Source organism: Pseudomonas sp. URMO17WK12:I11 (assembly GCF_007677725.1).
Taxonomy (GTDB): Bacteria; Pseudomonadota; Gammaproteobacteria; order Pseudomonadales; family Pseudomonadaceae; genus Aquipseudomonas.
Genome location: NZ_VEDF01000011.1, coordinates 91292 through 116767 on the forward strand (window position 1 = coordinate 91292; position 25476 = coordinate 116767).

Consider the following 25476-nt stretch of genomic DNA (forward strand, 5'->3'; position numbering starts at 1 on the left):
GTGCCACGCTGCAAGGCGCGCAGGTAAACGGAACCTGACCGCGCCGTTATAACAGATTGATCTAAAACTCCGCTATTGCACGCAGGTCAGTTCCTTACAGGGTGCCCTAATCCGGGGCACTCATTCCCCAACGGAACAACCGGTAAGGACCTATGTGCGGATTAGCTGGAGAGTTGCGTTTCACCCCCATCGATCAAGCGCCCCGCCCCGCCGACCTGGCTGCGGTAGAGCGCATCACCCATCACTTGGCGCCGCGTGGGCCGGATGCGTGGGGCTTCCATAGCCACGGCCCGATCGCCCTCGGCCACCGCCGCCTGAAGATCATGGACCTGTCGGACGGCTCAGCGCAGCCGATGGCCGATAACACCCTGGGCCTATCGCTGGCTTTCAACGGCGCCATCTACAACTTCCCTGAATTGCGCAAGGAATTGCAGGACCTGGGCTACAGCTTCTGGTCCGATGGCGACACCGAAGTACTGCTCAAGGGTTATCACGCCTGGGGCGCAGCGATGCTGCCCAAGCTCAACGGCATGTTCGCCCTGGCCATCTGGGAGCGCGACAACCAACGCCTGTTCCTGGCCCGCGACCGCCTCGGCGTCAAGCCGCTGTACCTGTCGCGCAACGGCGAGCGCCTGCGCTTCGCCTCGACCTTGCCAGCGCTGCTCAAGGGCGGCGATATCGACCCGGTCATCGACCCGGTGGCGCTCAACCATTACCTCAACTTCCACGCCGTGGTGCCTGCGCCACGTACGCTGCTGGCAAATGTGCAGAAGCTCGAGCCTGGCACCTGGATGCGCGTCGATCGCCACGGCGAAGTCGAGCGCCAGACCTGGTGGCAGCTGCAGTACGGCCCCAACGCGGACGAGCGTGAGCTTGACCTCGAAGACTGGACGACCCGCGTGCTGGACGCGACCCGCGACGCCGTGGCCATCCGTCAACGCGCTGCGGTCGATGTCGGCGTACTGCTATCGGGTGGCGTCGACTCCAGCCTGTTGGTGGGCCTGCTGCGCGAAGTCGGCGTGGATGACCTGTCGACCTTCTCCATCGGCTTTGAAGACGCTGGCGGCGAGCGTGGCGATGAGTTCCAGTACTCCGACCTGATCGCCAAGCACTACGGCACGCGCCATCACCAACTGCGCATTGCCGAGCACGAGATCATCGACCAGCTGCCGGCGGCGTTCCGCGCCATGAGCGAGCCGATGGTCAGCCACGACTGCATCGCCTTCTACCTGCTGTCGCGGGAAGTGGCCAAGCACTGCAAGGGCGTGCAGAGCGGCCAGGGTGCCGACGAGCTGTTCGCCGGTTACCACTGGTACCCGAAAGTCGACGGCGCCAGCGACCCCTTCGCGGCTTACCGCGAGGCGTTCTTCGACCGCAGCCATGACGAGTATCGCGACACGGTACAGGCGCCGTGGCAGCTGGATAACGACGCTGCGGGCGATTTCGTGCGCGAGCATTTCGCCCGCCCTGGTGCGCCGGATGCGGTGGACAAGGCACTGCGCCTGGACAGCACGGTGATGCTGGTGGATGACCCGGTCAAGCGCGTCGACAACATGACCATGGCCTGGGGCCTGGAGGCGCGTACGCCGTTCCTGGACTATCGCCTGGCCGAGTTGTCGGCGCGAATCCCGGCACGCTTCAAGCTGCCGGACGGCGGCAAGCATGTGCTCAAGCAGGCCGCACGGCGGGTCATTCCCCACGAGGTGATCGATCGCAAGAAGGGTTACTTCCCGGTTCCAGGTCTCAAGCACCTGGAGGGCGCCACCCTTGGCTGGGTCCGCGACCTGCTGACCGACCCGAGCCAGGACCGTGGATTGTTCAACCCGGCAACGATCGACCGACTGCTGAGCAACCCGCATGGTCAGTTGACCCCACTGCGCGGCTCCAAGCTGTGGCAACTGGCGGCTCTGAACCTGTGGCTCAGCGAACAAGGACTTTGACCGATGAAACCCCATGAAATCGCCTACGGCCAGCGCTTGTTGCGCGGCCAGGCGCCGTCCTATGAGCGCCTGCAGGCGCGCCTGGCCGGCGATGGCAGCGAGCCCCACGATCAACCGCGGGCCTTGCACTGTGGTTGGGGGCGCCTGCTGATCGGCCATACCTACCCAGACCCAGCCAGCCTGGCCGCGGCGCTGCAGGAAGAACGCCCTGGCGAGCGCGATATCGCGCTGTATGTCGCGGCGCCGCAGCAGTTGCTGGCCCAGGCGCCGCAGCAGCTGTTTCTCGACCCCTCCGACACCCTGCGCCTGTGGTTCACCGACTACCGCCCGGCACAGCGCGTGTTCCGCGGCTTTCGCGTACGCCGCGCACAGAGTGCCGGCGACTGGCAGGCGATCAACACCCTGTACCAGGCGCGCGGCATGCTGCCCGTCGACCCTGAACTGGTCACCCCGCGCCACTTGGGCGGCCCAGTGTTCTGGCTCGCCGAGGATGAAGACAGCGGCGCGGTGATCGGCAGTGTCATGGGCCTGAACCATTGCAAGGCCTTCGACGATCCCGAGCACGGCAGCAGCCTCTGGTGCCTGGCGGTGGATCCGCAGTGCACCCGCCCTGGGGTGGGCGAGGTACTGGTGCGCCACTTGATCGAACACTTCATGAGCCGTGGCCTGGCCTACCTGGACCTGTCGGTGCTGCACGATAACCGCCAGGCCAAGCGGCTGTATGAAAAGCTCGGGTTTCGCAACCTGCCGACCTTCGCGGTCAAGCGCAAGAACGGCATCAACCAGCAGCTGTTCCTCGGCCCAGGCCCGGAAGCAAGCCTCAACCCCTACGCGCGCATCATCGTCGACGAAGCCTTGCGGCGCGGTATCGAGGTGCACGTGGACGACGCGGCGGCTGGCTTGTTCACCCTGAGTCTGGGCGGTCGGCGGATCCGCTGCCGTGAGTCGCTGAGCGACCTGACCACCGCAGTGACCATGACCCTGTGTCAGGACAAACGCCTAACCCAGCAGGCTCTACAGCAAGCTGGGCTGCAAGTGCCTGCCCAGCAACTGGCCGGCAACGCCGATGACAACCTGGCCTTTCTCGACGAGCACGGCGCCATCGTGGTCAAGCCGGTGGACGGCGAGCAGGGTCAAGGCGTGGCGGTCAACCTGACGAGCATCGAAGACGTCACCCAGGCCGTGGAAAACGCCCGCCGCTTCGACAGTCGGGTGCTGCTGGAAAGCTTCCATGCCGGGCACGACCTGCGCATCGTGGTCATCGGCTACGAAGTGGTGGCAGCCGCCATTCGTCATCCGGCGCAGGTGGTCGGTGACGGCAAGCACACCATCTTGCAACTGATCGAAGCGCAGAGTCGCCGCCGCCAGGCGGCCACCGGCGGAGAAAGCCGCATCCCGATGGATGATGAAACCGAACGCACGCTGCAGGCCGCTGGGCTGAACTACGACGATGTGCTGGAGCCGGGTCGACGATTGGCGGTGCGGCGTACTGCCAACCTGCATACCGGCGGCACGCTGGAGGATGTCACCGAACGTCTCAATCCCGTGCTGGCTGACGCGGCGGTGCGGGCAGCTCGCGCCCTGGAGATTCCGGTGGTCGGCCTGGATTTCATGGTGCGCGATGCCGAGCAGCCTGACTACGTGATCATCGAAGCCAACGAGCGCGCCGGGCTTGCCAACCATGAGCCGCAGCCGACGGCCGAACGCTTCGTCGACCTGCTGTTTCCGCACAGCCAGGCATTGGCGTAGACCCCTGACGGCCTTCACACCCCGCGCCAGCAACGCTGTGGGCGCGCGGCGTGTGCCGTAGCTGTAGAAGTCACTGCGCAATACCCTAAGGAGTACCCATGTCCGAACAACTTCCAGAACCCGATCTCGAGTACCTCAAGCGCGTCCTGCTGGAAATGCTCGCCATCCCAAGCCCGACCGGCTTCACTGACACCATCGTGCGTTATGTGGCCGAGCGCCTGGATGAACTGGGCATTCCCTTCGAACTGACCCGCCGTGGCACCATTCGCGCCACCCTCAAGGGCCGCCAGAGCTCGCCCGACCGCGCAGTCTCGGCGCACCTGGACACCATCGGCGCCAGTGTCCGTCAAGTGCAGGACAACGGGCGTCTGGCGTTGGCCCCGGTCGGCTGCTGGTCGAGCCGCTTCGCCGAGGGCAGCCGGGTCAGCGTATTCACCGACACCGGTGTGTTTCGCGGCAGCGTGTTGCCGTTGATGGCCAGCGGTCATGCATTCAACACCGCAATCGACCAGATGCCGATCAGCTGGGAGCATGTCGAGGTGCGCCTGGATGCCTACTGCGCGACCCGCGCCGATTGCGAAGCCCTGGGCATCGGCATCGGCGACTTCGTGGCCTTCGATCCGCTGCCTGAATTCACCGAAAGCGGCCATATCAGCGCCCGCCACCTGGATGACAAGGCGGGCGTGGCGGCGCTGCTGGCAGCGCTCAAGGCCGTGGTGGAAAGCGGGCGTCAGCCGCTGATCGACTGCCATCCGCTGTTCACCATCACCGAAGAAACCGGCTCCGGTGCCGCCGGTGCGCTGCCATGGGATGTCAGCGAGTTCGTCGGCATCGACATCGCCCCGGTCGCGCCGGGCCAAGCCTCCAGCGAGCATGCCGTGAGCGTGGCGATGCAGGATTCGTCCGGGCCTTACGACTATCACCTGTCGCGGCATTTGCTCAAGCTCGCCGGGGAGCAGGAGTTGCCAGTACGCCGCGACCTGTTCCGCTATTACTTCAGCGACGCCCACTCGGCAGTGACCGCAGGTCACGACATTCGTACCGCACTGGTGGCTTTCGGCTGCGATGCCACCCATGGCTACGAACGCACGCACATCGACAGCCTCGCTGCGCTCAGCCGCCTGCTTTCGGCCTACCTGTTGAGCCCGCCGGTATTTGCCAGCGATTCGCAACCGGCCAACGCCTCGCTCGAGCGCTTCAGCCACCAGCTTGAACACGATGCGCAAATGGAGAGCGAAACCCGGGTGCCAGCGGTGGACAGCCTGCTGGGAAACAAAAGCTGATGGCCGCGCAATGGCGTAGCATGGCGCTATCCACCCTGCCACTTGTGCCCGAGCCATGCTGATCCCTTACGAGCAACTAGAAGCCGACACCCTGACCCGCCTGATCGAGGACTTCGTCACCCGCGATGGCACTGACAACGGCGACGACACGCCCCTGGAAACCCGCGTGCTGCGGGTACGCCAGGCGTTGGCCAAGGGTCAGGCGTTCATCCTCTTCGACCTGGAAAGCCAGCAGTGCCAGCTGCTGGCCAGGCATGACGTGCCCCGCGAGTTGCTCGAGTAACAGGCGCGTGCCGGCGGGGCGATGCCGGCGTTTCAGGATTGCTCCTTGCGCTTTTGCGCTTCCTGAATACGCCGGTAGACTTCGGCGCGGTGCACCGGCACGTGGCGCGGGGCGATGATGCCGAAGCGCACCATGCCGTTACGCGACTCCACCACCTTGATGCGAATGTCGTCTCCAATGAGGATGACTTCGCCCACCTCTCTTCCGATCACCAACATGCTCCGGTCCCTCGCAACAGGAAAAGACCGCAGAGTGCTCGGGGTTATTCCACAGAACAAGGCTTTGCCGCAAATTCAGAGCGGACCTACACGGGGCGGTAAACTTTCCTACAGAAATGCCCCTGTAGCTCAACGCGGCTGGGCTTTTGCTCGCATTTTATCTGCCATGTGCGCCATTTCATCGTACAGCCGCTGCGGCGCCTCGCGCTTGAGCAACCAGGCTTGGCGACCGGCCTCGTGGGGCAGGATCAGGAAGTCCCCTGCCGCGACCTGCTGGTGAATGCATTCGGCGATGTCCGCCGCGCTGATCGGTGAGCCCTCCAGCAACTTGCCGACCTGCGCCTTCATCGCCGGGTTGGGGCCGCGGAACGAGTCGAGCAGGTTGGTCTGGAAGAACGACGGGCACACCACGTGCACCGCCACATCCAGCGCCCGCAGTTCCACCAGCAAGCTTTCCGACAGCGCCAGCACGCCCGCCTTGGCCACGTTGTAGTTGCTCATGCCCGGGCCTTGCATCAAGGCCGCCATCGACGCCACGTTGATGATCCGCCCCTTGCTGCGCTCGAGCAGCGGCAGAAACGCCTTGCAGCCCTTGACCACGCCCATGAGGTTGACCGCGATCTGCCAGTCCCAGTCTTCCAGCGACAGCTCGGCGAAGAAGCCGCCGGAGGCGACACCGGCGTTGTTGACGATGACGTCGATGCCGCCGAACTTCTCTTCGCAGGCCTGGGCCAGCGCGGTCAGCTGGCTGTAGTCGCGGACATCGCAGCGCTGCACGAAGCCCTCGCCGCCCGCCTCGCGCACCTGCTGCAGGGTTTCCCGCAGCCCGCCTTCGTTGACATCGGCCAGCGCCAGGCGCCAACCTTCGCGCGCCCAGCGCAGGGCGATCTCGCGGCCGAGGCCCGAGCCTGCGCCAGTGATCATGATGCGATTTTGCATGGTGGCACGCCTTGTTCTGACTGGAGTTAGGTCGAGTCTAATCAAGGCCACGGTGCGCAGCAGGGTCTATCAAGGCAGTGAATGGGTGGGCATGAGCGGGTGCGCCACAGGCCGGCGCAGCGCGATGGAATCTTTTGCAAGCGGTACGGGTCGGAATTAACAAGCGGCCAGTGTTGCAAGGCCCTTGACCCCTAACCACGCAAGGATTTCGCCATGACCACGATTCTCATCATCATCCTGATCTTGTTGCTGATCGGTGGCTTACCGGTATTCCCTCACTCGCGCAGCTGGGGCTATGGCCCGTCCGGCATCATCGGTGCAGTGCTGGTCGTACTGCTGGTGTTGCTGTTACTCGGGATGATCTAGCGAAATCATAAAAAAACCGCGCCTAGGCGCGGTTTTTTTATGGGCGATGAATCAGTGCGAAACCGCACCCGAGGCGCCCAGGCCAGTTTGCGAGCGGACGAACTGCGGGTAGAACAAGGCACGTTCGTCGTCGGCCGCCTTGGACTTGTCGGTGACCGAGAAGAACCAGATACCCACGAATGCGATCAGCATCGAGAACAGTGCCGGGTACTCGTACGGGTAGATCGCCTTCTCATGGCCAAGGATCTGCACCCAGATGGTCGGGCCCAGGATCATCAGCCCCACCGCACTGACCAAGCCCAGCCAGCCGCCGATCATGGCGCCGCGGGTGGTCAGTTTCTTCCAGTACATCGAGAGCAGCAGCACCGGGAAGTTGCAGCTGGCGGCAATGGAGAAGGCCAGGCCGACCATGAAGGCGATGTTCTGCTTCTCGAACAGAATGCCCAGGCCGATCGCCAGCACGCCGAGGGCCACCGTGGTGATCTTGGACACGCGGATCTCGTCCTTGTCGTTGGCCTTGCCCTTGCGCCAGACGCTGGCGTACAGGTCATGGGACACCGCCGAGGCACCGGCCAGGGTCAGACCAGCCACCACCGCAAGAATGGTGGCGAACGCCACTGCCGAGATGAAGCCCAGGAACACGCTACCGCCCACTGCATCGGCCAAGTGCACCGCGGCCATGTTGTTGCCGCCGATCAGGGCGCCAGCGGCGTCCTTGAAGTCAGGGTTGGTGCTGACCAGCAGGATCGCGCCGAAGCCGATGATGAAGGTCAGGATGTAGAAGTAGCCGATGAAGCCGGTGGCGTAGAGCACGCTCTTGCGTGCTTCCTTGGCATCGCTGACGGTGAAGAAGCGCATCAGGATGTGCGGCAGGCCGGCGGTACCGAACATCAGCGCCAGGCCCAGCGAGAACGCCGAGATCGGGTCCTTGACCAGACCGCCAGGGCTCATGATCGCCTCGCCCTTGGCGTGCACCTTGATGGCTTCGGAGAACAGCGTGTTGAAGTCGAAGCCCACGTGCTTCATCACCATCAGCGCCATGAAGCTGGCACCGGAGAGCAACAGCACGGCCTTGATGATCTGTACCCAGGTGGTAGCCAGCATGCCGCCGAACAGCACGTACAGGCACATGAGGATACCGACCAGGATGACCGCGACGTGGTAGTCGAGGCCAAACAGCAGCTCGATCAGCTTACCGGCGCCGACCATCTGCGCGATCAGGTAGAACGCCACCACCACCAGCGACCCGGAGGCCGACAGGGTGCGGATTTCCTTCTGCCCCAAACGATAGGAAGCGACGTCGGCGAACGTGTACTTGCCCAGGTTGCGCAGGCGCTCGGCGATCAGGAACAGGATGATCGGCCAGCCGACCAGGAAGCCGATCGAGTAGATCAGGCCATCGTAGCCCGAGGTGAATACCAGCGCGGAAATGCCCAGGAACGAGGCTGCCGACATGTAGTCACCGGCAATCGCCAGGCCGTTCTGGAAACCGGTGATCTTGCCGCCAGCGGCGTAATAGTCAGCGGCCGACTTGTTGCGCTTCGAGGCCCAATAGGTGATGCCCAGGGTGAAGGCGACGAAGGCCACGAACATGGCGATCGCGGCGACGTTCAGCGGTTGTTTCTGCACCTCGCCGGTCAGGGCATCGGCAGCCCACACGGCGGGTGCAAAGGCACCGCAGGCCAGTACGGCCAATGTTTTGCAGTGGCGAATCATTGCTGCGCCTCCTTCAGGATGGCCTTGTTCAACTCATCGAACTCGCCGTTGGCGCGGCGTACGTAGATGGCGGTCAGTACGAATGCCGAAAGAATCAGACCGACGCCCAGGGGAATGCCCCAGGTGATCGACGATTCCGGGCTGAGCTTGGCGCCCAGCACCTGAGGACCGTAGGCAATCAGAAGGATGAAAGCGCAATAGAGGCCGAGCATGATCGCCGAGAGAATCCAGGCGAAACGTTCACGTTTGCTCACCAGCTCCTTGAAGCGCGGGCTGTTTTGTATCGAGAGGTAAATGCTGTCGTTCATTGTTTTTGTCCTAGCAGCACAAGTAGGGAGAAAACCCACACCCTTACTTTATGCAGCCATGGCACGCCAACCAGACGACCTTAGTCTTAGATGCAACGGTGTTTTACCAATGCTGTAACAAACATGAAAAAATCCGCGCCGGTACGGGCGCGGATTTTTTCCAAAACGATTGAGCCGTAGTTATGTAAGGGTTACTTGCCGGTCCATTCCTTGACCCGCTCAGGGTGCTTGGCTACCCAGTCCTTGGCTGCGACTTCTGGCTTGGCGCCCTCCTGGATGGCCAGCATCACTTCGCCGATCTCATCCTTGGACTGCCAGCTGAACTTCTTCAGGAAGTCCGCGACTTCTGGCGCCTTGGTCGCCAACTCCTTGCTGCCGATGCTGTTGACGGTTTCGGCCGCGCCATAGACGCCTTTCGGGTCTTCGAGGAACTTCAACTTCCACTTGGCGAACATCCAGTGCGGCACCCAGCCAGTCACGGCGATCGATTGCTGCTTGCCGTAGGCGCGGCCCAGTTCGGCGGTCATGGCGGCGCCGGAGCTGGCCTGCAACTTGTAGCCGGTCAGGTCGTAGTCCTTGATCGCCTGCTCGGTCTTGATCATCACCCCCGAGCCTGCGTCGATACCGACGATCTTCTGCTTGAAGGTCGTGTCGGTCTTGAGGTCGGCGATGCTCGTTGCCTTGACGTACTCGGGCACGATCAGGCCGATCTTGGCGTCCTTGAAGTTGGCGCCGTAGTCGACCACGTTGTCCTTGTTCTTGCTCCAGTATTCACCGTGGGTCACCGGGAGCCAGGCCGAGAGCATGGCATCGAGCTTGCCGGTGGCAACCCCCTGCCACATGATGCCGGTGGCCACAGCCTGCAACTTCACGTCGTAGCCGAGTTTCTGCTTGATCACTTGTGCCGCCACGTTGGTGGTGGCGACGCTGTCGGCCCAACCGTCCACGTAGCCGATGCTGACTTCCTTGGCCATTGCCTGTGCAGTGCTCATGGCCAATACCAGGGCGCTGCCCACGCCCAGGATACGTCGCATTCTTGTTGTCTTCGCCATCAATGCATCCCCTCGTCAGGTGTTGGAGATTCCATCATCGTCCTGCCACCTGCGACGACCTGCTCCAGCTACGACCTGTACCCGCCCCATATGCGACAGCACTGTGCCATTAGCGGCAACGGCCCTGCGCCGTCTGCGCGATCCTTGCATGCCAAAGCTTTGGCGCCGGGCTACTATCTAGCGCTTTGCACCTGAAGATGGACCGCCCGATGCCCGTTGCCTCCCGCCTGCTGCTACCGCTGTACCTGCTCGCCTGCCTGCTGGCCCTGCTCGGGCTGGGGACGCTCTGGTACGGGCTGGGCAAGCCGGTGCTGCTGCCCGACGCGGCCAGCCCAACGCATAAGTTGCAGTGTGCGTCGTATACCCCGTTCGACAAGGACCAGTCGCCGTTCGATCAGCCTTTTCGCTTGCGCCCGGCGCGCATGGACGCCGACCTGGCCTTGCTGGCTGCCCGTTTTCAGTGCATTCGCACCTATTCCATGAGCGGTCTGGAAGCGATCCCGGCACTGGCGCGCAAACATGGGCTGAAAGTCATGCTCGGGGCCTGGGTCAACGCCAATCCGCTCGACACCGACAAAGAGGTCGCAGCGCTGATCGCCGCCGCCAATGCCAATCCGGATGTGGTCAGCGCGGTCATCGTCGGCAACGAAACCCTGCTGCGCAAGGAGGTCACCGGCGAACGCCTGGCCGCACTGATCGACCGGGTCAAACGCCAGGTCAAGGTACCGGTCACCTACGCCGATGTCTGGGAATTCTGGCTGCAACACCCTCAGATCGCCCCGGCGGTGGATTTTCTGACCATCCATCTTTTGCCGTACTGGGAGGACGACCCAAGCGGCATCGACGATGCCCTGGCCCATGTCGCCGAGGTGCGCCGGGCATTCGGCACGCAGTTCGCGCCCAAGGATGTGTTCATTGGCGAAACCGGCTGGCCCAGCGAAGGCCGCCAGCGCGAGACCGCCGTCCCCAGCCGCGCCAACGAGGCGCGGTTCATCCGTGGCTTCGTCGCCATGGCCGAGGCCAACGGCTGGCACTACAACTTGATCGAAGCCTTCGACCAGCCCTGGAAACGCGCCAGCGAAGGCGCCGTGGGCGGTTACTGGGGGCTGTACGACGCCGAGCGCATGGATAAAGGCGTGCTCGAGGGGCCGGTGAGCAACCTCGCCTACTGGCCACAGTGGTTGCTCGCAAGCGCGCTGCTGATGGTGGTTGCCCTGCTGCTCGCCGGGCGCCCGGCGACTCCGCGGGCGGCGCTGGGGCTGCCGTTGCTGGCGGCCTTCGGTGCCGGTTGCATGGGCCTGTGGGGCGAGTTGATGCGCACCCACGCACGCTTCGTTGGGGAATGGCTGTGGGCTGCGCTATTGATAGGGCTGAACGCCCTGGTGCTGCTGCACGGCGTACTGGCGCTGGCGCAGCGCAGCGGGTGGCGCGAGCGGCTGTACGCCGCGCTGCAGGCACGTGCGGGCTGGTTGGTGCTGGCTGCTGGGTTCGCCGCGGCGGTGAGCATGTTGGCGATGGTCTTCGACCCGCGCTACCGCAGTTTCCCCACCGCGGCGTTGGCATTGCCAGCCCTGCTGTATGTGCTCAGGCCGGTCGCGACCCGGCGCGCCGAAGCTGCGCTGCTGGCGTTCATGATTGGCGCTGGCGTCCTGCCTCAGTTGTACCAGGAAGGCCTGGCGAACCAGCAAGCGTGGGCATGGGCGCTGGTCAGCGTGGTGATGACTGCCGCGCTGTGGCGTAGCTTGCGCCGCACACCCAAGCCTTGATTTCTTCTGACAGCGCGCGCAGCCCTCAGGCAGCAGGCTGCCTGACCAGCCGCAGACCCGCCAGCACTACCGCGAACACCGCGATGCTGGCGGTGTACAGCACCAATGCCGGCACGCCGAACAGCAGCGCCAGCGCGGCCAGCCACCAGCCACCGCGCCCTCTGACGAACTGGGCCAGCACGGCAAGCCCAAGCCCGGCCCATGCCATGATCTGGAAATGAATGCTCAAGCCCAACCAGGCTCTTACCTGGCATTGCCAATGCTCGCCCGGCGCGCCGCACAGCCCGACCCACCGGGCGTCTTCCATCAGGCCATAACGCAAGCCATAACTGGCCGCGAGCCAGAGCGCCACTCCCATCAAAAGCCAAGCGGCCGGCAGCGTTCGAGACATGCCCTTCTCCAATAGCGGTAATCGAAAGCATCCATGATCGCCCAAGCACCGTTGTAAGGCAAAATGCCAACCCTGCAGCTATGTTGCAGATAACAGGCACACAAAAGGCCATCACGGCTGGCAACTTTGCCGAGGCCGGCGTGGTCCTAGCCTGCATACTGCTCGACCTTGATCCTTCTGGGGGACTACATGCTTCGATCTTGGCGCCTCGCCGCCCTTCTTGGTGGCCTGCTCATGGCTGCGGCCGCGTCGGCGCGGGATATCGACGCCGCCAGCTACGGCTACCCCTTGACCAACCCGTTCGAGGCGACCATCGCCACCACGCCGCCGGAACAGCGCCCGACGCTGCCCAGCGACGATGAAATCGACCAATCCGATTACAGCCTTACCCTGCGCCCGGAGCGCGAGTTCACCTTGCCCGACAACTTCTGGGCGGTGAAGAAACTCAAGTATCGCCTGGCTCGCCAGGACCACGCCGCGCCGTTGATCTTCATCATCGCCGGGACTGGGGCACCGTATTCCAGCACCATCAACGAATACCTCAAGAAGCTGTTCTACCAAGCCGGTTACCACGTCGTACAACTGTCTTCACCGACCAGCTACGACTTCATGAGCGCTGCCTCGCGCTTCGCCACCCCCGGGATCAGCAAGGAAGACGCCGAGGACATGTACCGGGTGATGCAGGCCGTACGCGCCCAGCATCCGCGCCTACCGGTCAGCGAGTATTACCTGACCGGCTACAGCCTGGGCGCCCTGGACGCCGCCTTCGTCAGCCACCTGGACGAAACCCGCCGCAGCTTCAACTTCAAGCGGGTGCTGCTGCTCAACCCGCCGGTCAACCTGTTCACCTCGATCAACAACCTCGACAAGCTGGTGCAAACCCAGGTCAAGGGCATCGATCGCAGCACCACCTTCTATGAACTGATGCTGGAAAAGCTGACGCGCTATTTCCAGGACAAGGGCTTCGTCGACCTCAACGACGCGCTGCTGTATGACTTCCAGCGCTCGCGCCAGCACCTGTCCAACGAACAGATGGCCATGCTCATCGGCACCTCGTTCCGCTTCTCGGCCGCCGACATCGCCTTTACCTCGGACCTGATCAACCGCCGTGGGCTGATCATCCCGCCGAAGTTTCCGATCACCGAGGGCAGCAGCCTGACACCGTTCTTCAAGCGTGCGCTGCAATGCGACTTCGACTGCTACATGACCGAGCAGGTGATCCCGATGTGGCGCGCCCGCACCGACGGCAACAGCATCCTGCAACTGATCAACCAGGTCAGCCTGTACGCCCTGGAAGACTACCTGCACAAAAGCGACAAGATCGCCGTGATGCACAACGCCGATGACGTGATCCTCGGCCCTGGCGATATCGGTTTCCTGCGCAAGGTGTTCGGCGAGCGCCTGACCCTCTACCCCCATGGCGGCCATTGCGGCAACCTCAACTACCGCGTCAACAGCGACGCCATGCTGGAGTTCTTCCGTGGCTAACAAACTGCTCCTCGCCGCTGCCCTGCTCGTTGCCGGCAATGCCCTGGCGGCGGAAACCGCGCCGCGCGCCAGCGTGGTCGAAGGCGACCCGCAAATCACCGACCAGGCGCCCCTGACGCCGGAAAGCGATGGCTTCCTCGACCCACTGCGTGCACTGAAATTCAACCCCGGCCTGGATCAACGCGAATTCGAACGCTCCACCCTCGAAGCGCTCAACGTGTATGACCCGCTGGAATCGATGAACCGGCGCATCTACCACTTCAACTACCGTCTCGACCAATGGGTGCTGCTGCCCCTGGTCAACGGCTACCAGTACGTGACGCCGAGCTTCGTGCGCGCCGGGGTGAGCAACTTCTTCAACAACCTGGGCGATGTGCCGAACCTGTTCAACAGCGTGTTGCAGCTCAAGGCCAAGCGTTCGGCCGAGATCACCGCGCGGCTGATGTTCAACACCATCATCGGCGTGGGCGGCTTGTGGGACCCGGCGACCAAGATGGGCATCCCGCGCCAGAGCGAAGATTTTGGCCAGACCCTGGGCTTCTATGGCGTGCCCGATGGGCCGTACCTGATGCTGCCGTTGTTTGGCCCGTCCAACCTGCGCGACACCACAGGCCTGGTGGTCGACTACGCCGGCGAGCAGGCAGCCAACTACCTGAACGTGGCCGACGCCAGCAAGCGCTACCCGGAAATCTTCGCCCTGCGCGTGGTCGACAAGCGCTACACCACCAACTTCCGCTATGGCCAACTCAACTCGCCGTTCGAGTACGAGAAAGTGCGCTACGTCTACACTCAGTCGCGCAAGCTGCAGATCGCCGAGTGAGCCGCTGCGGCGCCCGGGCGGGCGCCGCAGCCATCAGCGCGGGCGTTTCTCGTAGAGCCGGGGCGCCCCTTGCGGGCGCGACTTGAAGCGTCGGTGCGCCCACAGGTATTGCTCGGGGCATTCGCGCAGCACCTGCTCGACCCACTGGTTGATGCGCAGGCAATCGGCTTCTTCGCTTTCCCCCGGAAAATCCGCCAGCGGCGGATGCACCACCAGACGATAACCACTGCCGTCTTCCAGGCGCTTCTGGGTGAACGGAATCACCTGGGCCTTGCCCAGGCGGGCGAACTTGGTAGTTGCCGTGACCGTCGCCGCAGGAATCCCAAACAGCGGCACGAAGATGCTTTGCTTGGCGCCGTAGTCCTGATCCGGCGCGTACCAGATCGCCCGCCCCGCACGCAGCAGCTTGAGCATGCCGCGCACATCGTCACGCTCGACGGCCAGCGAGTCGAGGTTGTGCCGCTCGCGGCCGCTGCGCTGGATGAAGTCGAACAGCGGGTTGCCGTGCTCGCGGTACATGCCGTCGATGGTATGCGCCTGGCCCAGTAGCGCGGCGCCGATTTCCAGGGTAGTGAAGTGCACGGCCATGAGGATCGCCCCCTGCCCGGCCTGTTGCGCCGCCTGCAGGTGCTCGATGCCCTCGATGTGCGCCAGGCGCGCCAGGCGCGCCTTGGGCCACCACCAGCTCATGGCCATTTCGAAGAAGGCGATGCCGGTGGAGGCGAAATTGGCCTTGAGCAGGCGCCGCCGTTCGTCGTCGGACAGCTCGGGAAAACACAGCTCGAGGTTGCGCGCGGCGATACGCCGACGTTCACCGGCGACGCGGTACATCAGCGCGCCCAACGCACTGCCGAGCCACAGCAGGGCGCGGTAAGGCAACTGCACCACCAGCCACAGCAGGCCCAGGCCCAACCACAGGCCCCAGAAGCGCGGATGGAGGAAATAGGGTTGAAAACGCGGGCGTTCCATTGAAGCTTCCGGCAAGACAAGGGCCGAGCATTCTACATCGGATCGGCACCGGTTGCGGCCAACCGGTCTTATCGTTATAAGTCAGGGCACTTTTTTCGCAACAAGCCGTCTATGCAGACCATGAGCCCAAACCACACACCCGACACCGCCTCCGTGTTCCAGCTCAAGGGCAGCATGCTCGCCATCACTGTGCTGGAACTGGGGCGTAACGACCTGCAAGCCCTCGATCGCCAGCTGGCGGCGAAAGTGGCCCAGGCCCCGAACTTCTTCAGCAATACGCCGCTGGTGCTGGCGCTGGACAAGCTGCCTGCCGACGAGGGTGCAGTCGACCTGCCGGGGCTGATGCGTATCTGCCGTCATCATGGCCTGCGAACCTTGGCGATCCGTGCCAACCGCATCGAGGACATCGCCGCGGCGATCGCCATCGACCTGCCGGTGCTGCCGCCCTCCGGTGCGCGCGAACGGCCGCTGGAGCCAGAGCCCGAAGCGAAAAAACCGGAACCTGCGCCGGCCCCGGCCGTGGCCGCTGAGCCGGACGTGCGCCCCACGCGCATCATCACCTCGCCGGTGCGCGGCGGTCAGCAGATCTACGCCCAGGGCGGCGATCTGATCGTCACGGCTTCGGTAAGCCCGGGTGCGGAACTTCTGGCCGATGGCAACATCCATGTGTACGGCGCCATGCGCGGCCGTGCCCTGGCCGGCATAAAAGGCAATACCAAGGCCCGTATCTTCTGTCAGCAGATGACCGCTGAAATGGTCTCGATCGCGGGCCAGTACAAGGTTTGCGAAGACCTGCGCCGCGACCCGCTGTGGGGCGCCGGCGTGCAAGTCAGCCTGTCCGGTGACGTGTTGAACATCACCCGTCTTTAACGGATACTTGCCGTCATTTTTAGAGCAACTTTTTTATCTGTTGCCGTTTATTTGCTTATTGCAGGGACCCGTGTCCCAACTTATTTAGGGGTGAAACACCTTGGCCAAGATTCTCGTCGTCACTTCCGGCAAAGGGGGTGTGGGCAAGACCACCACCAGCGCCGCCATCGGCACCGGCCTCGCACTGCGCGGCCACAAGACTGTCATCGTCGACTTCGACGTGGGCTTGCGTAACCTCGACCTGATCATGGGTTGCGAGCGTCGCGTGGTGTACGACTTCGTCAACGTGGTCAATGGTGAAGCCAACCTGCAGCAGGCGCTGATCAAGGACAAGCGCCTGGAGAACCTGTTCGTGCTGGCCGCCAGCCAGACCCGCGACAAGGACGCGCTGACCCAGGAAGGCGTGGAAAAAGTGCTGATGGAGCTCAAGGAGCAGTTCGACTACGTGATCTGCGACTCCCCGGCCGGTATCGAGAAAGGCGCGCACCTGGCGATGTACTTTGCCGACGAAGCCATTGTCGTGACCAACCCTGAAGTGTCTTCGGTACGTGACTCGGACCGCATGCTGGGCATCCTGTCGAGCAAGTCGCGTCGCTCCGAGAACGGCGAGGAGCCGATCAAGGAACACCTGCTGATCACCCGCTACCACCCAGAGCGCGTCGAAAAAGGCGAAATGCTCAGCATCGCCGACGTCGAAGAGATCCTCGCGATCAAGCTCAAGGGCGTGATTCCCGAGTCGCAAGCCGTACTCAAGGCTTCCAACCAGGGCATCCCGGTGATCCTCGACGACCAGAGCGATGCAGGCCAGGCCTACAGCGATACGGTCGACCGCCTCCTGGGCAAAGAGAAACCCCTGCGTTTCATCGAAGTGCCGAAGCAAGGATTCTTCGCGCGCCTGTTTGGAGGCAAATAAACCATGAACCTTTTTGACTTCTTTCGTGGCAGACAGAAACAGTCCAGCGCATCGGTCGCGAAAGAGCGTCTACAGATCATCGTGGCGCACGAGCGCGGCCAGCGCAGCGAACCGGACTACTTGCCGGCGCTGCAGAAAGAACTGCTGGAAGTGATCCGCAAGTATGTGAACATCGGCAACGACGACGTACACATCGAGCTGGAGAACCAGGGCAGCTGCTCGATCCTGGAGCTGAACATCACCTTGCCTGATCGCTGATCCGGCAAAAAAACCGGGGCTGCTTTGCAGCCCGTCGCGACACAAGGCCGCTCCTACAGGGGATACGCATTCCCCTGCAGAAGCGGCCTTGTGTCGCGATGGGCCGCAAAGTGGCCCCAATGGTTTTCCCGATATAACCGAGACCTTGCAATGCCGCTGTCGAACATCCAGATCCTTCACGAAGACGCCGCCATTTTGGTGATCAACAAGCCGACGCTGCTGTTGTCCGTGCCGGGTCGTGCCGAGGACAACAAGGACTGCCTGATCACCCGCCTGCAGGACAATGGCTATCCCGACGCGCTGATCGTGCACCGCCTGGACTGGGAAACCTCGGGCATCATCCTGCTCGCCCGCGATGCCGCCAGCCACCGCGAGCTGTCGCGCCAGTTCCACGACCGCGAAACCGAAAAGGCCTACACGGCGCTGTGTTGGGGCCAGCCGGCGCTGGACAGCGGCAGCATCGATCTGCCGCTGCGCTACGACCCGCCGACCAAGCCTCGGCACGTGGTCGACCACGAGCAGGGCAAGCATGCCCTGACCTACTGGCGCGTGGTCGAGCGCTGTGGCGACCACTGCCGTGTCGAGCTGACGCCGATCACCGGCCGTTCGCACCAGTTGCGCGTGCACATGCTGTCGATCGGTCATCCGCTGCTCGGCGATCGTCTGTACGCCAACCCTGAAGCCTTGGCAGCCCATGAGCGCCTGTGCCTGCATGCCTCGATGCTGAGCTTCACCCACCCGGTCAGCGGCGAACGCCTGAAGTTCGACTGCCCCGCACCCTTTTGAGCTGCAGGCTGCAAGCTGCAAGGAAGAGCAAGGGCGGACCGCGTCGCAGCTTGTTTTTGCTTGCAGCTTGCAGCTAGAGGCTTGAAGCTTGAAGCTTGCCGTTCGCCCTGGAGTAGATATGCGCGAAACCCTGAACACTGGCCTGATCGAATTTCTCAAGGGCTCACCGACGCCTTTCCACGCCACCGCCAGCCTCGCCCAGCGCTTGGAAGCGGCCGGCTTCCAGCGCCTGGACGAGCGTGACAGCTGGGCCACGGTACCCGGCGGGCGCTACTACGTGACCCGCAACGACTCGTCGATCATCGCCATCAAGCTCGGCAAGCAGTCGCCGCTGCAAAACGGTATTCGCATGGTCGGCGCGCACACCGACAGCCCGTGCCTGCGGGTCAAGCCACAGCCTGAGTTGCAGCGCCAGGGCTTTCTGCAACTCGGGGTCGAGGTCTACGGCGGTGCGCTACTATCGCCATGGTTCGACCGCGACCTGTCGCTGGCCGGGCGAGTGACCTTCCGCCGCGACGGCAAGGTCGAGAGCCAACTGATCGACTTCAAGCTGCCGATCGCCATCGTGCCGAACCTGGCGATTCACCTGAACCGCACGGCCAACGAAGGCTGGCACATCAACCCGCAGACCGAGCTGCCGCCGATCCTGGCCCAGGTCGCAGGCGATGAACGCATCGATTTTCGCGCCGTGCTCACCGAGCAACTGGCCCGCGAGCACGGCCTGAACGCCGATGTGGTGCTGGACTACGAACTGAGCTTCTACGACACCCAGGACGCTGCACTGATTGGCCTTAACGGCGACTTCATCGCCGGGGCGCGCCTGGACAACCTGCTGTCGTGCTATGCCGGCTTGCAGGCGTTGCTCGCCGCTGACAGCGACGAGACCTGCGTGCTGGTGTGCAACGACCACGAGGAAGTCGGCAGCTGCTCGGCATGCGGCGCCGATGGCCCGATGCTCGAGCAGACCTTGCAGCGCCTGCTGCCCGATGGCGACGCCTATGTACGCACCATTCAACGCTCGCTGATGGTCTCGGCGGACAACGCACATGGCGTGCACCCCAACTATGCCGACAAGCACGATGGCAACCATGGGCCCAAGCTCAACGCCGGCCCGGTGATCAAGGTCAACAACAACCAGCGCTACGCCACCAACAGCGAAACCGCCGGCTTCTTCCGCCACCTGTGCATGGCCGAGGAAGTGCCGGTGCAGAGCTTCGTGGTACGCAGCGACATGGGGTGCGGTTCGACCATCGGCCCGATCACGGCCAGCCATCTAGGTGTGCGCACGGTCGACATTGGCCTGCCGACCTTTGCCATGCACTCGATACGCGAACTGTGTGGCAGCCATGACCTGGCGCATCTGGTCAAAGTGCTGACCGCCTTCTACCGCAGCCGCGAATTGCCTTGACCCTCGGCGGGGCCCGTCTCGACAGCCGAGGTGGGTTCCGCAGCTGGCGGCTGCAGCAGATGCTCGGTGTTGAGCTTGCCGTCCTCAGGCCAATCGATCAGTTGCCAGAGTGACAACGCTTCCGGCAGGCGTCCGTGTTCTTTTTCTGCCTGAAACAGCTCGGCGGCCACCGACTCTCGCTCGCCGTCTGGGTAGTTGAGCCGCTCCACCGGGGTGATATTGTCGAGAAACTCCAAGTAGCCTTTATACAGAGGCCTCAAGTCATGGGTGCTGTTGGCGTAGTCGATGAGGCGGGTGAAGTAAATAGTATCTTTTTGCCACTTGGCTCTTTGTGCCGCACTACGCTCCTCCATTGAATAATGCTCTTCATCAAGTTCGATCGCCGCTAATTCATCACGGCTCATCTCCCAGAACGGATTCTTGTCGGATCTGGTTTCTGTGCCGGTGAGCTTCTGTAAACAAACTAGGTAATCCAGTGTCTTGCTGAATCGCTGGACTTCTGCGGCACCGTAATGTTCGGGTGGGCTGATAAGACGGAAGCGCTCCTCGCCAAGCGCTAGGTACTCTTGCCGGAGCTGGGATGCCAAGCTGTCCTTCCCATAGATACGCGCATGTTGAGCCAGTAAATCGCTTCTCGTCTTGGCTTTTTCCAGGCCCTGCGAGGAAAGCGTGACTGATTGATCACGGCTCTGCTCCTGTTCAGGCAAGCCAGTGGGTAGCGAAGGCGAGGCCGGTGAGCGGAGGTGGAACGTCGACCCCGTAGGCATTATTTTCATCATTCGACCCTCTTGTAATAAAGCGGACATCAATGATGCCCGCTGGCAATCACTGCACCGTGAACCGTACCGTGTAGTCGTACGGTAGATTTGTGGATATTTTCTCGAGTTTTACTGTGCAGATGGCGCGGGCCGAGCCCGTCGAGGTTGCCTCTTTCTTCCAGTTGGGGACGTAGTACGGTGGTGGCGCTGTGTGGGAGACGACGAATCGACATTTTTTAGCCCCTGCGCTGTAGCTGAAACGCATGCCTGAGGCGCTGTCGGTGAAGCTAGTTACAACAAAGGTGCCTATCTTGTTTCCTGGCACCTCGCTAAATACCGGCTTAGCGGTACCCGAAAATTGCTCGTAAGTAAACTTAGCCGGATCTGTAGTTTTATTATCAATCAATACAGTGGCCGTATTATTGGCAGCGACGGCTCCAGCACTGGATAGCGCCCCTATTAGCACTAGCCCTGCACCGCCGAATTTTGAATTTAAAGTCACAATGACCTCCAAAGGAAAAACCACACAATTTGTGGTACTTCCTGTATCGGCCCGTCCCCAAATTTCTATGTAGGAAAGTGGTCTGATTAGTGCGTAGGAAAAATCCACTACATTTCTCCTGCACTGAACATTTCGTGATGCATGTCACGCCCGACCGCCCTCCGCCAGCTATGCTTGAGGTACAGCCATGCCACGCAGAAGGACCCCTGCCATGTCCCCCTTCCTCACGTTGTTCGTGCCGGTATTTCTGTTCCTGATGCTGCTGACCATCGGCTTCGGCCTGCGCGAGCGTAATGTCGGGGTGCTGATGATGTGGATCGGCACGCTGGGCATCTTTGGCCTGACCTGCTGGACGATCCTGGAGAAACTGCCGACGTAAACCTCTACACTCGGTCCATCGTTTGACCTGAGGTAGATTTTCCGGTGCCAGCCTTCCTGCGTTGCCTTGCCCTGCTGCTGTTTCTGTTCATCACCCCGGCCCATGCTGCGGGCCTGCCCGGCCTGCTGGGCTCAAGCGCCCCTGCCCAGCCCGAAGCCACCGAGCCGCTGGGCAAATCACTGGACGAGGTGATCAAGAGCCTGGAGAACGACCAGCAGCGCGCTAAGCTGCTGGCCGACCTGAAGAAGCTGCGCGATGCCACGCAGCAATCGCAGCCTTCGGTCGAGCAGGGGGTGCTCGGCCTGATCGGCGGCGCGCTGCACGATTTTGAAAAACAGTTCAGCGGCGACTCGAGCCCGTTCTACCGCTGGTCCCAGGAAATCGAACAAGCCCATGCCGAGCTGGCTGAACTGATCGTGCCAGTGCACCAGTGGCCGGCCATCCTGTTTGGCTTTGCCGCGGTGATCGCGGTATGGAGCCTGCTGGCCTACGCCTTCAACTGGGTCGGCCATCGCGTGCGGGTGCGTTTTGGCCTGACCGCCGAGCTGCCGCAACACCCGCGCACCTGGGACCTGGTGCGCTTTGCCCTGCGTAAGCTCGGGCCCTGGTTGGTGGCGTTGATCTTCACCGTGTACTTGAGCTTTGCCTTGCCGCCGTCACTGGGCAAGTCGCTGGCCATGGTGCTGGCCTATGCGCTGGTAGTCGGCACCTGCTTCTCGGCGATCTGCGTGATCGCCTTTTCCCTGCTGGACGGGCCGCACCGGCACCGCGCCCTGCACATCCTGCGCCACCAGGCCTTTCGCCCGCTGTGGCTGATCGGCAGTTTCGCCGCGTTTGGCGAGGCCATGAGCGATCCGCGCATGCTGGTCGCGCTCGGCACGCACCTGGCGCACGCCCTGGCGACCTTGGCCAATGTGGTAGCCGCGCTGTCCTCGGGCTTGTTCATCCTGCGCTTTCGCCGGCCAATCGCACATTTGATTCGCAACCAGCCGCTGTCGCGGCGGTTGAATCGGCGCACGCTCAGCGACACCATCGAGATCCTCGGCAGCTTCTGGTTCGTGCCGGCGCTGATCCTGGTCGCCATCTCGCTGTTTGCCACCTTCATTTCCGCCGGTGACACCAGCACGGCCCTGCGTCAATCGTTGATGTGCACGGTGCTGGTGGTGGTGTGCATGGTGCTCAATGGCCTGGTGCGCCGGCAGGCGGCCAATCCGAAACGCGCCAGCAAGCGCCAGGCAGTGTATGCCGAGCGCTTGCGCAACTTCGGTTACCTGCTGGTGCACCTGTTCATCTGGCTGGTGTTCATCGAACTGGGGCTGCGCGTGTGGGGCTTGTCGATGATCCGCTTCGCCGACGGCGACGGCCACGAGGTGAGCCTGCGCGTGCTGGGCCTGGCTGGCACGCTGATCGTTGCCTGGCTGGTGTGGATCCTGGCCGACACCGCCGTGCACCACGCCCTGGTGCGCTCGCGTCGCGGCCTGGCCAACGCCCGCGCGCAGACCATGATGCCGCTGATCCGCAACGTGATGTTCGTGGTGATCTTCATCATCGCGGTGATCGTCGCCCTGGCCAACATGGGCATGAACGTCACGCCGCTGCTGGCCGGTGCCGGTGTGATCGGTCTGGCCATCGGCTTTGGGGCCCAGTCGCTGGTGGCAGACCTGATCACCGGCTTGTTCATCATCATCGAGGATTCGCTGGCGATCGACGACTATGTCGATGTCGGCGGCCACCTCGGCACGGTCGAAGGTCTGACCATTCGTACCGTGCGCCTGCGCGACATCGACGGCATCGTGCACACCATTCCGTTCAGCGAAATCAAGAGCATCAAGAACTACTCGCGCGAATTCGGCTACGCCATTTTCCGCGTCGCCATCCCGCACAACATGGGCATCGACCAAGCGATAACGCTGATTCGCGAGGTGGGCCAGAAACTGCGCAACGACCCGCTGATGCGGCGCAACATCTGGTCGCCCCTGGAGCTGCAAGGCGTGGAGAGCTTCGAGTCGGGTTCAGCGATCCTGCGGGCGCGCCTGAAGACCGCGCCAATCAAGCAGTGGGAAGTGTCGCGCGCATTCAACCTGGCGTTGAAGCGCCAGCTCGACGAGGCCGGCCTGGACCTGGCGACACCACGCCTGTCGGTCCAGGTGGTCACCGCGGGAGGCGGCCAGATGACCGAAACCGGCGCTGCGGATTGACCGCAGTCAGCCTGCGTGGGCGCGAATGCAGATCGCGTCGTGACGCCAGTACTCCAGATCGCAGTCGATCAGCCGGCCATGCTGGTCACTGTTGACCCGGGTGATCTGCAGCCCTGGGCTGCCTGTGGAGACTTTCAGCGCCGCCGCTGCCTCCAGGGGTAGCGCGGTCGGCAGGATCTCGAAACACACCTGCCCGTAACCGATGCCATACACCCGCGCGTAGACCTCGGTAAGCGATTGCCCCAGGTTCTGCTCGAGAATGCCGGGAAACTGCCGGGGGTTCAGGTAGTGCTCGGCATACAACACGGCGCGCCCGTCAATGCGCCGCAGCCGACAGATACGCACCACGCTCGACAAGGCCGGCAGCTGCAGGCGCGCGCAGATGGCCGCCGAGGCCGGTTGCAGACGCGCCGACAGCAACTCGGTGCTGGCCACCCGGCCTTGGGCACGCACCATCGCATGGAAGTGGCTGCGCTCGATCAGGTCATAAGTCAGGCGCTGCGAGGCGACGAACCAGCCACGCCGCTCCTCGCGGTAGATCAGGCCTTGCGCCTCCAGCTGCAGCAACGCTTCACGCAGGGTGATGCGTGTGGTGGCGAACACTTCGCTGAGCTGGCGCTCGGCCGGCAGCTTGCCGCCCGGCGCCAGCAGGCCGTGCTCGATCTGTTCCTGCAAGGCATGGCAGATGGCTGTTACCGCGCGCGGAGGCGTCGATTGCATCGAAAAGTTACCTACCTGGACTAGTCCAGCCCCATGTCAGGGCCTGTGGAGCGTGGTGCAAGCCTAGGCACAGCAGATGAACATGGCATGACAGGCCCGCCGCGGCGAGCGCGCGGCAAGGCCGTGCGCCCGCCCAGCCGGGCCCGTGGCTGGTCTACGCTGTAGCTGCAAGGCCGGTGCGGACCTGGTGCTACATCAAACTGTCATGCCAGGCGCCTACCTTGGCCCAAGCTTTGCTGACCTAGACCAACTCAGCAGAACCACCGCGTTTGTCGTAACAACGATCACGTTGGCACCCACCCAAGGAGCTTCGGATGAAAAAGTTGTTCATGGCGTCACTGCTCGGCTCGGCCATTACCCTGTGCACCTCGGCGCTGGCCGCCGGTCCCGACCTCAAGGCGCTGGAAGACGCCGCGCGCAAGGAGGGCAGCGTCAACAGCGTGGGCATGCCCGACGCCTGGGCGAACTGGAAAGGCACTTGGGACGACCTGGCCAGCAAGTACGGCCTCAAGCACAGCGATACCGACATGAGCTCGGCCCAGGAAATCGCCAAGTTCGAAGCCGAGAAGGACAACGCCAGTGCCGACATCGGCGATGTCGGCGCCGCCTTCGGCCCGATTGCCGTGGCCAAGGGTGTCAGCCAAGCCTACAAACCCAGCACCTGGGATCAGATTCCCGACTGGGCCAAGGACAAGGATGGGCATTGGGCGCTGGCCTATACCGGCACCATCGCGTTCATCATCAACAAGGATCTGGTCAAGGAAGACCAACGTCCGAAAACCTGGCACGACCTGGAGCGCGGCAGCTACAAGGTCGCCATCGGTGACGTGGGGACTGCAGCGCAGGCTGCCAATGGCGTGCTGGCTGCGGCCATCGCCTACCGGGGCGACGAAGGCAACGTCGCCCCTGGCCTGCAGCTGTTCACCAAGCTGGCCCAGCAAAAGCGTCTGTCGCTGGCCAACCCGACCATCCAGACCTTGGAGAAAGGTGAGGTCGAGGTGGGTGTGGTCTGGGACTTCAACGGCCTGAGCTACCGTGACCAGATCGATCCCAAGCGCTTCGAGGTGCTGATTCCCTCGGACGGCTCGGTGATTTCGGGTTACACCACCATCATCAACAAGTACGCCAAGCACCCCAACGCGGCCAAGCTGACCCGCGAGTACATCTTCAGCGACGCCGGCCAGATCAACCTGGCCAAGGGCCACGCCCGGCCGATCCGCGCCGAGCACCTGAAGCTGCCAGAAGACGTGCAGGCCAAGCTGCTGCCTAACGAGCAGTACGGCGCTGCGCAGCCGATCAAGAATGCCGAAGTCTGGGAAACCACCTCGAAGAAACTGCCGCAGATGTGGCAGGAACAGGTGATCATCGAAATGGAGTAGCGCCTGAGGAGCAAGCT

General features: G+C 63.0%; 26 protein-coding genes. 16 read left to right on the forward strand and 10 right to left on the reverse strand.

Annotated features, from left to right (window positions below; translation table 11 throughout):
- Positions 1–152: 152 nt before the first annotated feature.
- From FS665_RS19575 to FS665_RS19590, 4 genes are all read left to right on the forward strand, one after another.
- Positions 153–1940 carry an N-acetylglutaminylglutamine amidotransferase gene (locus FS665_RS19575; RefSeq protein WP_145192234.1) on the forward strand — a complete coding sequence of 596 codons (1788 nt, stop codon included), beginning with the start codon at positions 153–155 and terminating at the stop codon, positions 1938–1940.
- 3 nt (positions 1941–1943) lie between these two features.
- Positions 1944–3689, forward strand: coding sequence for an N-acetylglutaminylglutamine synthetase (gene ngg / locus FS665_RS19580; protein WP_145192237.1), 1746 nt, complete (start codon positions 1944–1946; stop codon positions 3687–3689).
- 98 nt (positions 3690–3787) lie between these two features.
- Positions 3788–4972, forward strand: a complete 1185-nt coding sequence (locus tag FS665_RS19585) for an osmoprotectant NAGGN system M42 family peptidase (protein ID WP_145192240.1) — start codon at positions 3788–3790, stop codon at positions 4970–4972.
- A 55-nt stretch (positions 4973–5027) separates the two neighbouring features.
- Positions 5028–5255 carry a YheU family protein gene (locus FS665_RS19590; protein ID WP_145192242.1) on the forward strand — a complete coding sequence of 76 codons (228 nt, stop codon included), beginning with the start codon at positions 5028–5030 and terminating at the stop codon, positions 5253–5255.
- A 32-nt stretch (positions 5256–5287) separates the two neighbouring features.
- Here the strand turns inward: FS665_RS19590 and csrA are convergent, their stop codons facing one another.
- The gene (gene csrA / locus FS665_RS19595; protein WP_145192245.1) at positions 5288–5473 is read right to left on the reverse strand and encodes a carbon storage regulator CsrA; all 186 of its coding nucleotides are present in this window, start codon (positions 5471–5473) and stop codon (positions 5288–5290) included.
- 129 nt (positions 5474–5602) lie between these two features.
- A complete protein-coding gene (locus FS665_RS19600; protein WP_145192248.1) occupies positions 5603–6412 on the reverse strand; it encodes an SDR family oxidoreductase in 810 nt (269 codons plus the stop codon).
- Between the two features lie 213 nt (positions 6413–6625).
- Here FS665_RS19600 and FS665_RS19605 point away from each other — a divergent pair, with 213 nt between their 5' ends.
- A complete protein-coding gene (locus tag FS665_RS19605; RefSeq protein WP_103438227.1) occupies positions 6626–6778 on the forward strand; it encodes a DUF3309 family protein in 153 nt (50 codons plus the stop codon).
- Between the two features lie 51 nt (positions 6779–6829).
- On the opposite strand, the gene FS665_RS19610 is transcribed toward FS665_RS19605, so the two are convergent.
- The 3 genes from FS665_RS19610 to FS665_RS19620 form a co-directional block, all read right to left on the reverse strand.
- Entirely contained in the window at positions 6830–8494 is a 1665-nt protein-coding gene (locus FS665_RS19610; protein ID WP_145192251.1) for a cation acetate symporter, read from the reverse strand.
- Entirely contained in the window at positions 8491–8802 is a 312-nt protein-coding gene (locus FS665_RS19615; RefSeq protein ID WP_145192254.1) for a DUF485 domain-containing protein, read from the reverse strand. The genes FS665_RS19610 and FS665_RS19615 overlap by 4 nt, the downstream gene beginning before the upstream one ends.
- A gap of 191 nt (positions 8803–8993) precedes the next feature.
- Positions 8994–9854, reverse strand: a complete 861-nt coding sequence (locus tag FS665_RS19620; protein WP_145192257.1) for a glycine betaine ABC transporter substrate-binding protein — start codon at positions 9852–9854, stop codon at positions 8994–8996.
- Between the two features lie 197 nt (positions 9855–10051).
- Between FS665_RS19620 and FS665_RS19625 the strand changes: the two genes are divergently transcribed.
- A complete protein-coding gene (locus FS665_RS19625) occupies positions 10052–11620 on the forward strand; it encodes a beta (1-6) glucans synthase (protein WP_145192260.1) in 1569 nt (522 codons plus the stop codon).
- A gap of 25 nt (positions 11621–11645) precedes the next feature.
- Here FS665_RS19625 and FS665_RS19630 read toward each other — a convergent pair whose 3' ends face one another.
- Complete coding sequence (locus FS665_RS19630; RefSeq protein WP_145192263.1) at positions 11646–12011, reverse strand: hypothetical protein; 366 nt, start codon at positions 12009–12011, stop codon at positions 11646–11648.
- A 189-nt stretch (positions 12012–12200) separates the two neighbouring features.
- Here FS665_RS19630 and FS665_RS19635 point away from each other — a divergent pair, with 189 nt between their 5' ends.
- Positions 12201–13499 (forward strand): serine/threonine protein kinase, encoded by a 1299-nt coding sequence (locus tag FS665_RS19635; RefSeq protein WP_145192265.1) that lies wholly within the window; start codon positions 12201–12203, stop codon positions 13497–13499.
- The gene (locus FS665_RS19640; RefSeq protein WP_145192269.1) at positions 13492–14319 is read left to right on the forward strand and encodes a VacJ family lipoprotein; all 828 of its coding nucleotides are present in this window, start codon (positions 13492–13494) and stop codon (positions 14317–14319) included. The genes FS665_RS19635 and FS665_RS19640 overlap by 8 nt, the downstream gene beginning before the upstream one ends.
- A 33-nt stretch (positions 14320–14352) precedes the next feature.
- Here the strand turns inward: FS665_RS19640 and FS665_RS19645 are convergent, their stop codons facing one another.
- Positions 14353–15288 (reverse strand): lipid A biosynthesis lauroyl acyltransferase, encoded by a 936-nt coding sequence (locus FS665_RS19645; RefSeq protein ID WP_145192272.1) that lies wholly within the window; start codon positions 15286–15288, stop codon positions 14353–14355.
- Between the two features lie 111 nt (positions 15289–15399).
- Here FS665_RS19645 and minC point away from each other — a divergent pair, with 111 nt between their 5' ends.
- The 5 genes from minC (at position 15400) to FS665_RS19670 (ending at position 19523) form a co-directional block, all read left to right on the forward strand.
- Positions 15400–16158: a septum site-determining protein MinC gene (minC, locus tag FS665_RS19650; RefSeq protein ID WP_145192275.1), complete on the forward strand. Its 759-nt coding sequence runs from the start codon at positions 15400–15402 to the stop codon at positions 16156–16158.
- Between the two features lie 100 nt (positions 16159–16258).
- Positions 16259–17071, forward strand: coding sequence for a septum site-determining protein MinD (gene minD, locus FS665_RS19655; protein WP_054893840.1), 813 nt, complete (start codon positions 16259–16261; stop codon positions 17069–17071).
- A gap of 3 nt (positions 17072–17074) precedes the next feature.
- Positions 17075–17329 carry a cell division topological specificity factor MinE gene (gene minE, locus FS665_RS19660; RefSeq protein WP_021782476.1) on the forward strand — a complete coding sequence of 85 codons (255 nt, stop codon included), beginning with the start codon at positions 17075–17077 and terminating at the stop codon, positions 17327–17329.
- Positions 17330–17479: 150 nt separating this feature from the next.
- The gene (locus FS665_RS19665; RefSeq protein ID WP_145192278.1) at positions 17480–18115 is read left to right on the forward strand and encodes an RluA family pseudouridine synthase; all 636 of its coding nucleotides are present in this window, start codon (positions 17480–17482) and stop codon (positions 18113–18115) included.
- A gap of 118 nt (positions 18116–18233) precedes the next feature.
- Positions 18234–19523, forward strand: coding sequence for a M18 family aminopeptidase (locus tag FS665_RS19670; RefSeq protein WP_145192281.1), 1290 nt, complete (start codon positions 18234–18236; stop codon positions 19521–19523).
- On the opposite strand, the gene FS665_RS19675 is transcribed toward FS665_RS19670, so the two are convergent.
- The gene (locus FS665_RS19675) at positions 19499–20302 is read right to left on the reverse strand and encodes a hypothetical protein (protein WP_145192284.1); all 804 of its coding nucleotides are present in this window, start codon (positions 20300–20302) and stop codon (positions 19499–19501) included. The two genes, FS665_RS19670 and FS665_RS19675, sit on opposite strands and share 25 nt — an antisense overlap.
- Before the next feature lie 46 nt (positions 20303–20348).
- On the reverse strand, positions 20349–20891 hold the full coding sequence (locus tag FS665_RS19680; RefSeq protein ID WP_145192287.1) for a hypothetical protein: 543 nt from the start codon (positions 20889–20891) through the stop codon (positions 20349–20351).
- A 103-nt stretch (positions 20892–20994) separates the two neighbouring features.
- On the opposite strand from FS665_RS19680, the gene FS665_RS23440 reads away from it, so the two are divergent.
- Both FS665_RS23440 and FS665_RS19685 read left to right on the forward strand, forming a co-directional pair.
- Positions 20995–21162, forward strand: a complete 168-nt coding sequence (locus FS665_RS23440; protein ID WP_178108374.1) for a hypothetical protein — start codon at positions 20995–20997, stop codon at positions 21160–21162.
- A 44-nt stretch (positions 21163–21206) separates the two neighbouring features.
- Entirely contained in the window at positions 21207–23360 is a 2154-nt protein-coding gene (locus FS665_RS19685; RefSeq protein WP_145192290.1) for a mechanosensitive ion channel family protein, read from the forward strand.
- 6 nt (positions 23361–23366) lie between these two features.
- Here FS665_RS19685 and FS665_RS19690 read toward each other — a convergent pair whose 3' ends face one another.
- Complete coding sequence (locus FS665_RS19690) at positions 23367–24080, reverse strand: UTRA domain-containing protein (protein ID WP_145192293.1); 714 nt, start codon at positions 24078–24080, stop codon at positions 23367–23369.
- A gap of 314 nt (positions 24081–24394) precedes the next feature.
- On the opposite strand from FS665_RS19690, the gene FS665_RS19695 reads away from it, so the two are divergent.
- Positions 24395–25459 (forward strand): ABC transporter substrate-binding protein, encoded by a 1065-nt coding sequence (locus FS665_RS19695; protein ID WP_145192296.1) that lies wholly within the window; start codon positions 24395–24397, stop codon positions 25457–25459.
- The last annotated feature ends 17 nt before the right edge of the window (positions 25460–25476 follow it).

Excerpts from the sequence above, each read along its gene's own strand:
- FS665_RS19610 (WP_145192251.1), bottom strand. The coding sequence starts at position 8,494 with ATGATTCGCCACTGCAAAACATTGGCCGTACTGGCCTGCGGTGCCTTT.
- FS665_RS19675 (WP_145192284.1), bottom strand. The coding sequence starts at position 20,302 with ATGATGAAAATAATGCCTACGGGGTCGACGTTCCACCTCCGCTCACCG.
- ngg (WP_145192237.1), top strand. The coding sequence starts at position 1,944 with ATGAAACCCCATGAAATCGCCTACGGCCAGCGCTTGTTGCGCGGCCAG.
- FS665_RS23440 (WP_178108374.1), top strand. The coding sequence starts at position 20,995 with ATGTCCCCCTTCCTCACGTTGTTCGTGCCGGTATTTCTGTTCCTGATG.
- FS665_RS19635 (WP_145192265.1), top strand. The coding sequence starts at position 12,201 with ATGCTTCGATCTTGGCGCCTCGCCGCCCTTCTTGGTGGCCTGCTCATG.
- FS665_RS19695 (WP_145192296.1), top strand. The coding sequence starts at position 24,395 with ATGAAAAAGTTGTTCATGGCGTCACTGCTCGGCTCGGCCATTACCCTG.
- FS665_RS19645 (WP_145192272.1), bottom strand. The coding sequence starts at position 15,288 with ATGGAACGCCCGCGTTTTCAACCCTATTTCCTCCATCCGCGCTTCTGG.
- minE (WP_021782476.1), top strand. The coding sequence starts at position 17,075 with ATGAACCTTTTTGACTTCTTTCGTGGCAGACAGAAACAGTCCAGCGCA.
- csrA (WP_145192245.1), bottom strand. The coding sequence starts at position 5,473 with ATGTTGGTGATCGGAAGAGAGGTGGGCGAAGTCATCCTCATTGGAGAC.
- FS665_RS19690 (WP_145192293.1), bottom strand. The coding sequence starts at position 24,080 with ATGCAATCGACGCCTCCGCGCGCGGTAACAGCCATCTGCCATGCCTTG.
- FS665_RS19585 (WP_145192240.1), top strand. The coding sequence starts at position 3,788 with ATGTCCGAACAACTTCCAGAACCCGATCTCGAGTACCTCAAGCGCGTC.
- FS665_RS19575 (WP_145192234.1), top strand. The coding sequence starts at position 153 with ATGTGCGGATTAGCTGGAGAGTTGCGTTTCACCCCCATCGATCAAGCG.
- minC (WP_145192275.1), top strand. The coding sequence starts at position 15,400 with ATGCAGACCATGAGCCCAAACCACACACCCGACACCGCCTCCGTGTTC.
- FS665_RS19600 (WP_145192248.1), bottom strand. The coding sequence starts at position 6,412 with ATGCAAAATCGCATCATGATCACTGGCGCAGGCTCGGGCCTCGGCCGC.
- FS665_RS19630 (WP_145192263.1), bottom strand. The coding sequence starts at position 12,011 with ATGTCTCGAACGCTGCCGGCCGCTTGGCTTTTGATGGGAGTGGCGCTC.
- FS665_RS19670 (WP_145192281.1), top strand. The coding sequence starts at position 18,234 with ATGCGCGAAACCCTGAACACTGGCCTGATCGAATTTCTCAAGGGCTCA.
- FS665_RS19665 (WP_145192278.1), top strand. The coding sequence starts at position 17,480 with ATGCCGCTGTCGAACATCCAGATCCTTCACGAAGACGCCGCCATTTTG.
- FS665_RS19615 (WP_145192254.1), bottom strand. The coding sequence starts at position 8,802 with ATGAACGACAGCATTTACCTCTCGATACAAAACAGCCCGCGCTTCAAG.
- FS665_RS19625 (WP_145192260.1), top strand. The coding sequence starts at position 10,052 with ATGGACCGCCCGATGCCCGTTGCCTCCCGCCTGCTGCTACCGCTGTAC.
- FS665_RS19605 (WP_103438227.1), top strand. The coding sequence starts at position 6,626 with ATGACCACGATTCTCATCATCATCCTGATCTTGTTGCTGATCGGTGGC.
- FS665_RS19620 (WP_145192257.1), bottom strand. The coding sequence starts at position 9,854 with ATGGCGAAGACAACAAGAATGCGACGTATCCTGGGCGTGGGCAGCGCC.
- FS665_RS19590 (WP_145192242.1), top strand. The coding sequence starts at position 5,028 with ATGCTGATCCCTTACGAGCAACTAGAAGCCGACACCCTGACCCGCCTG.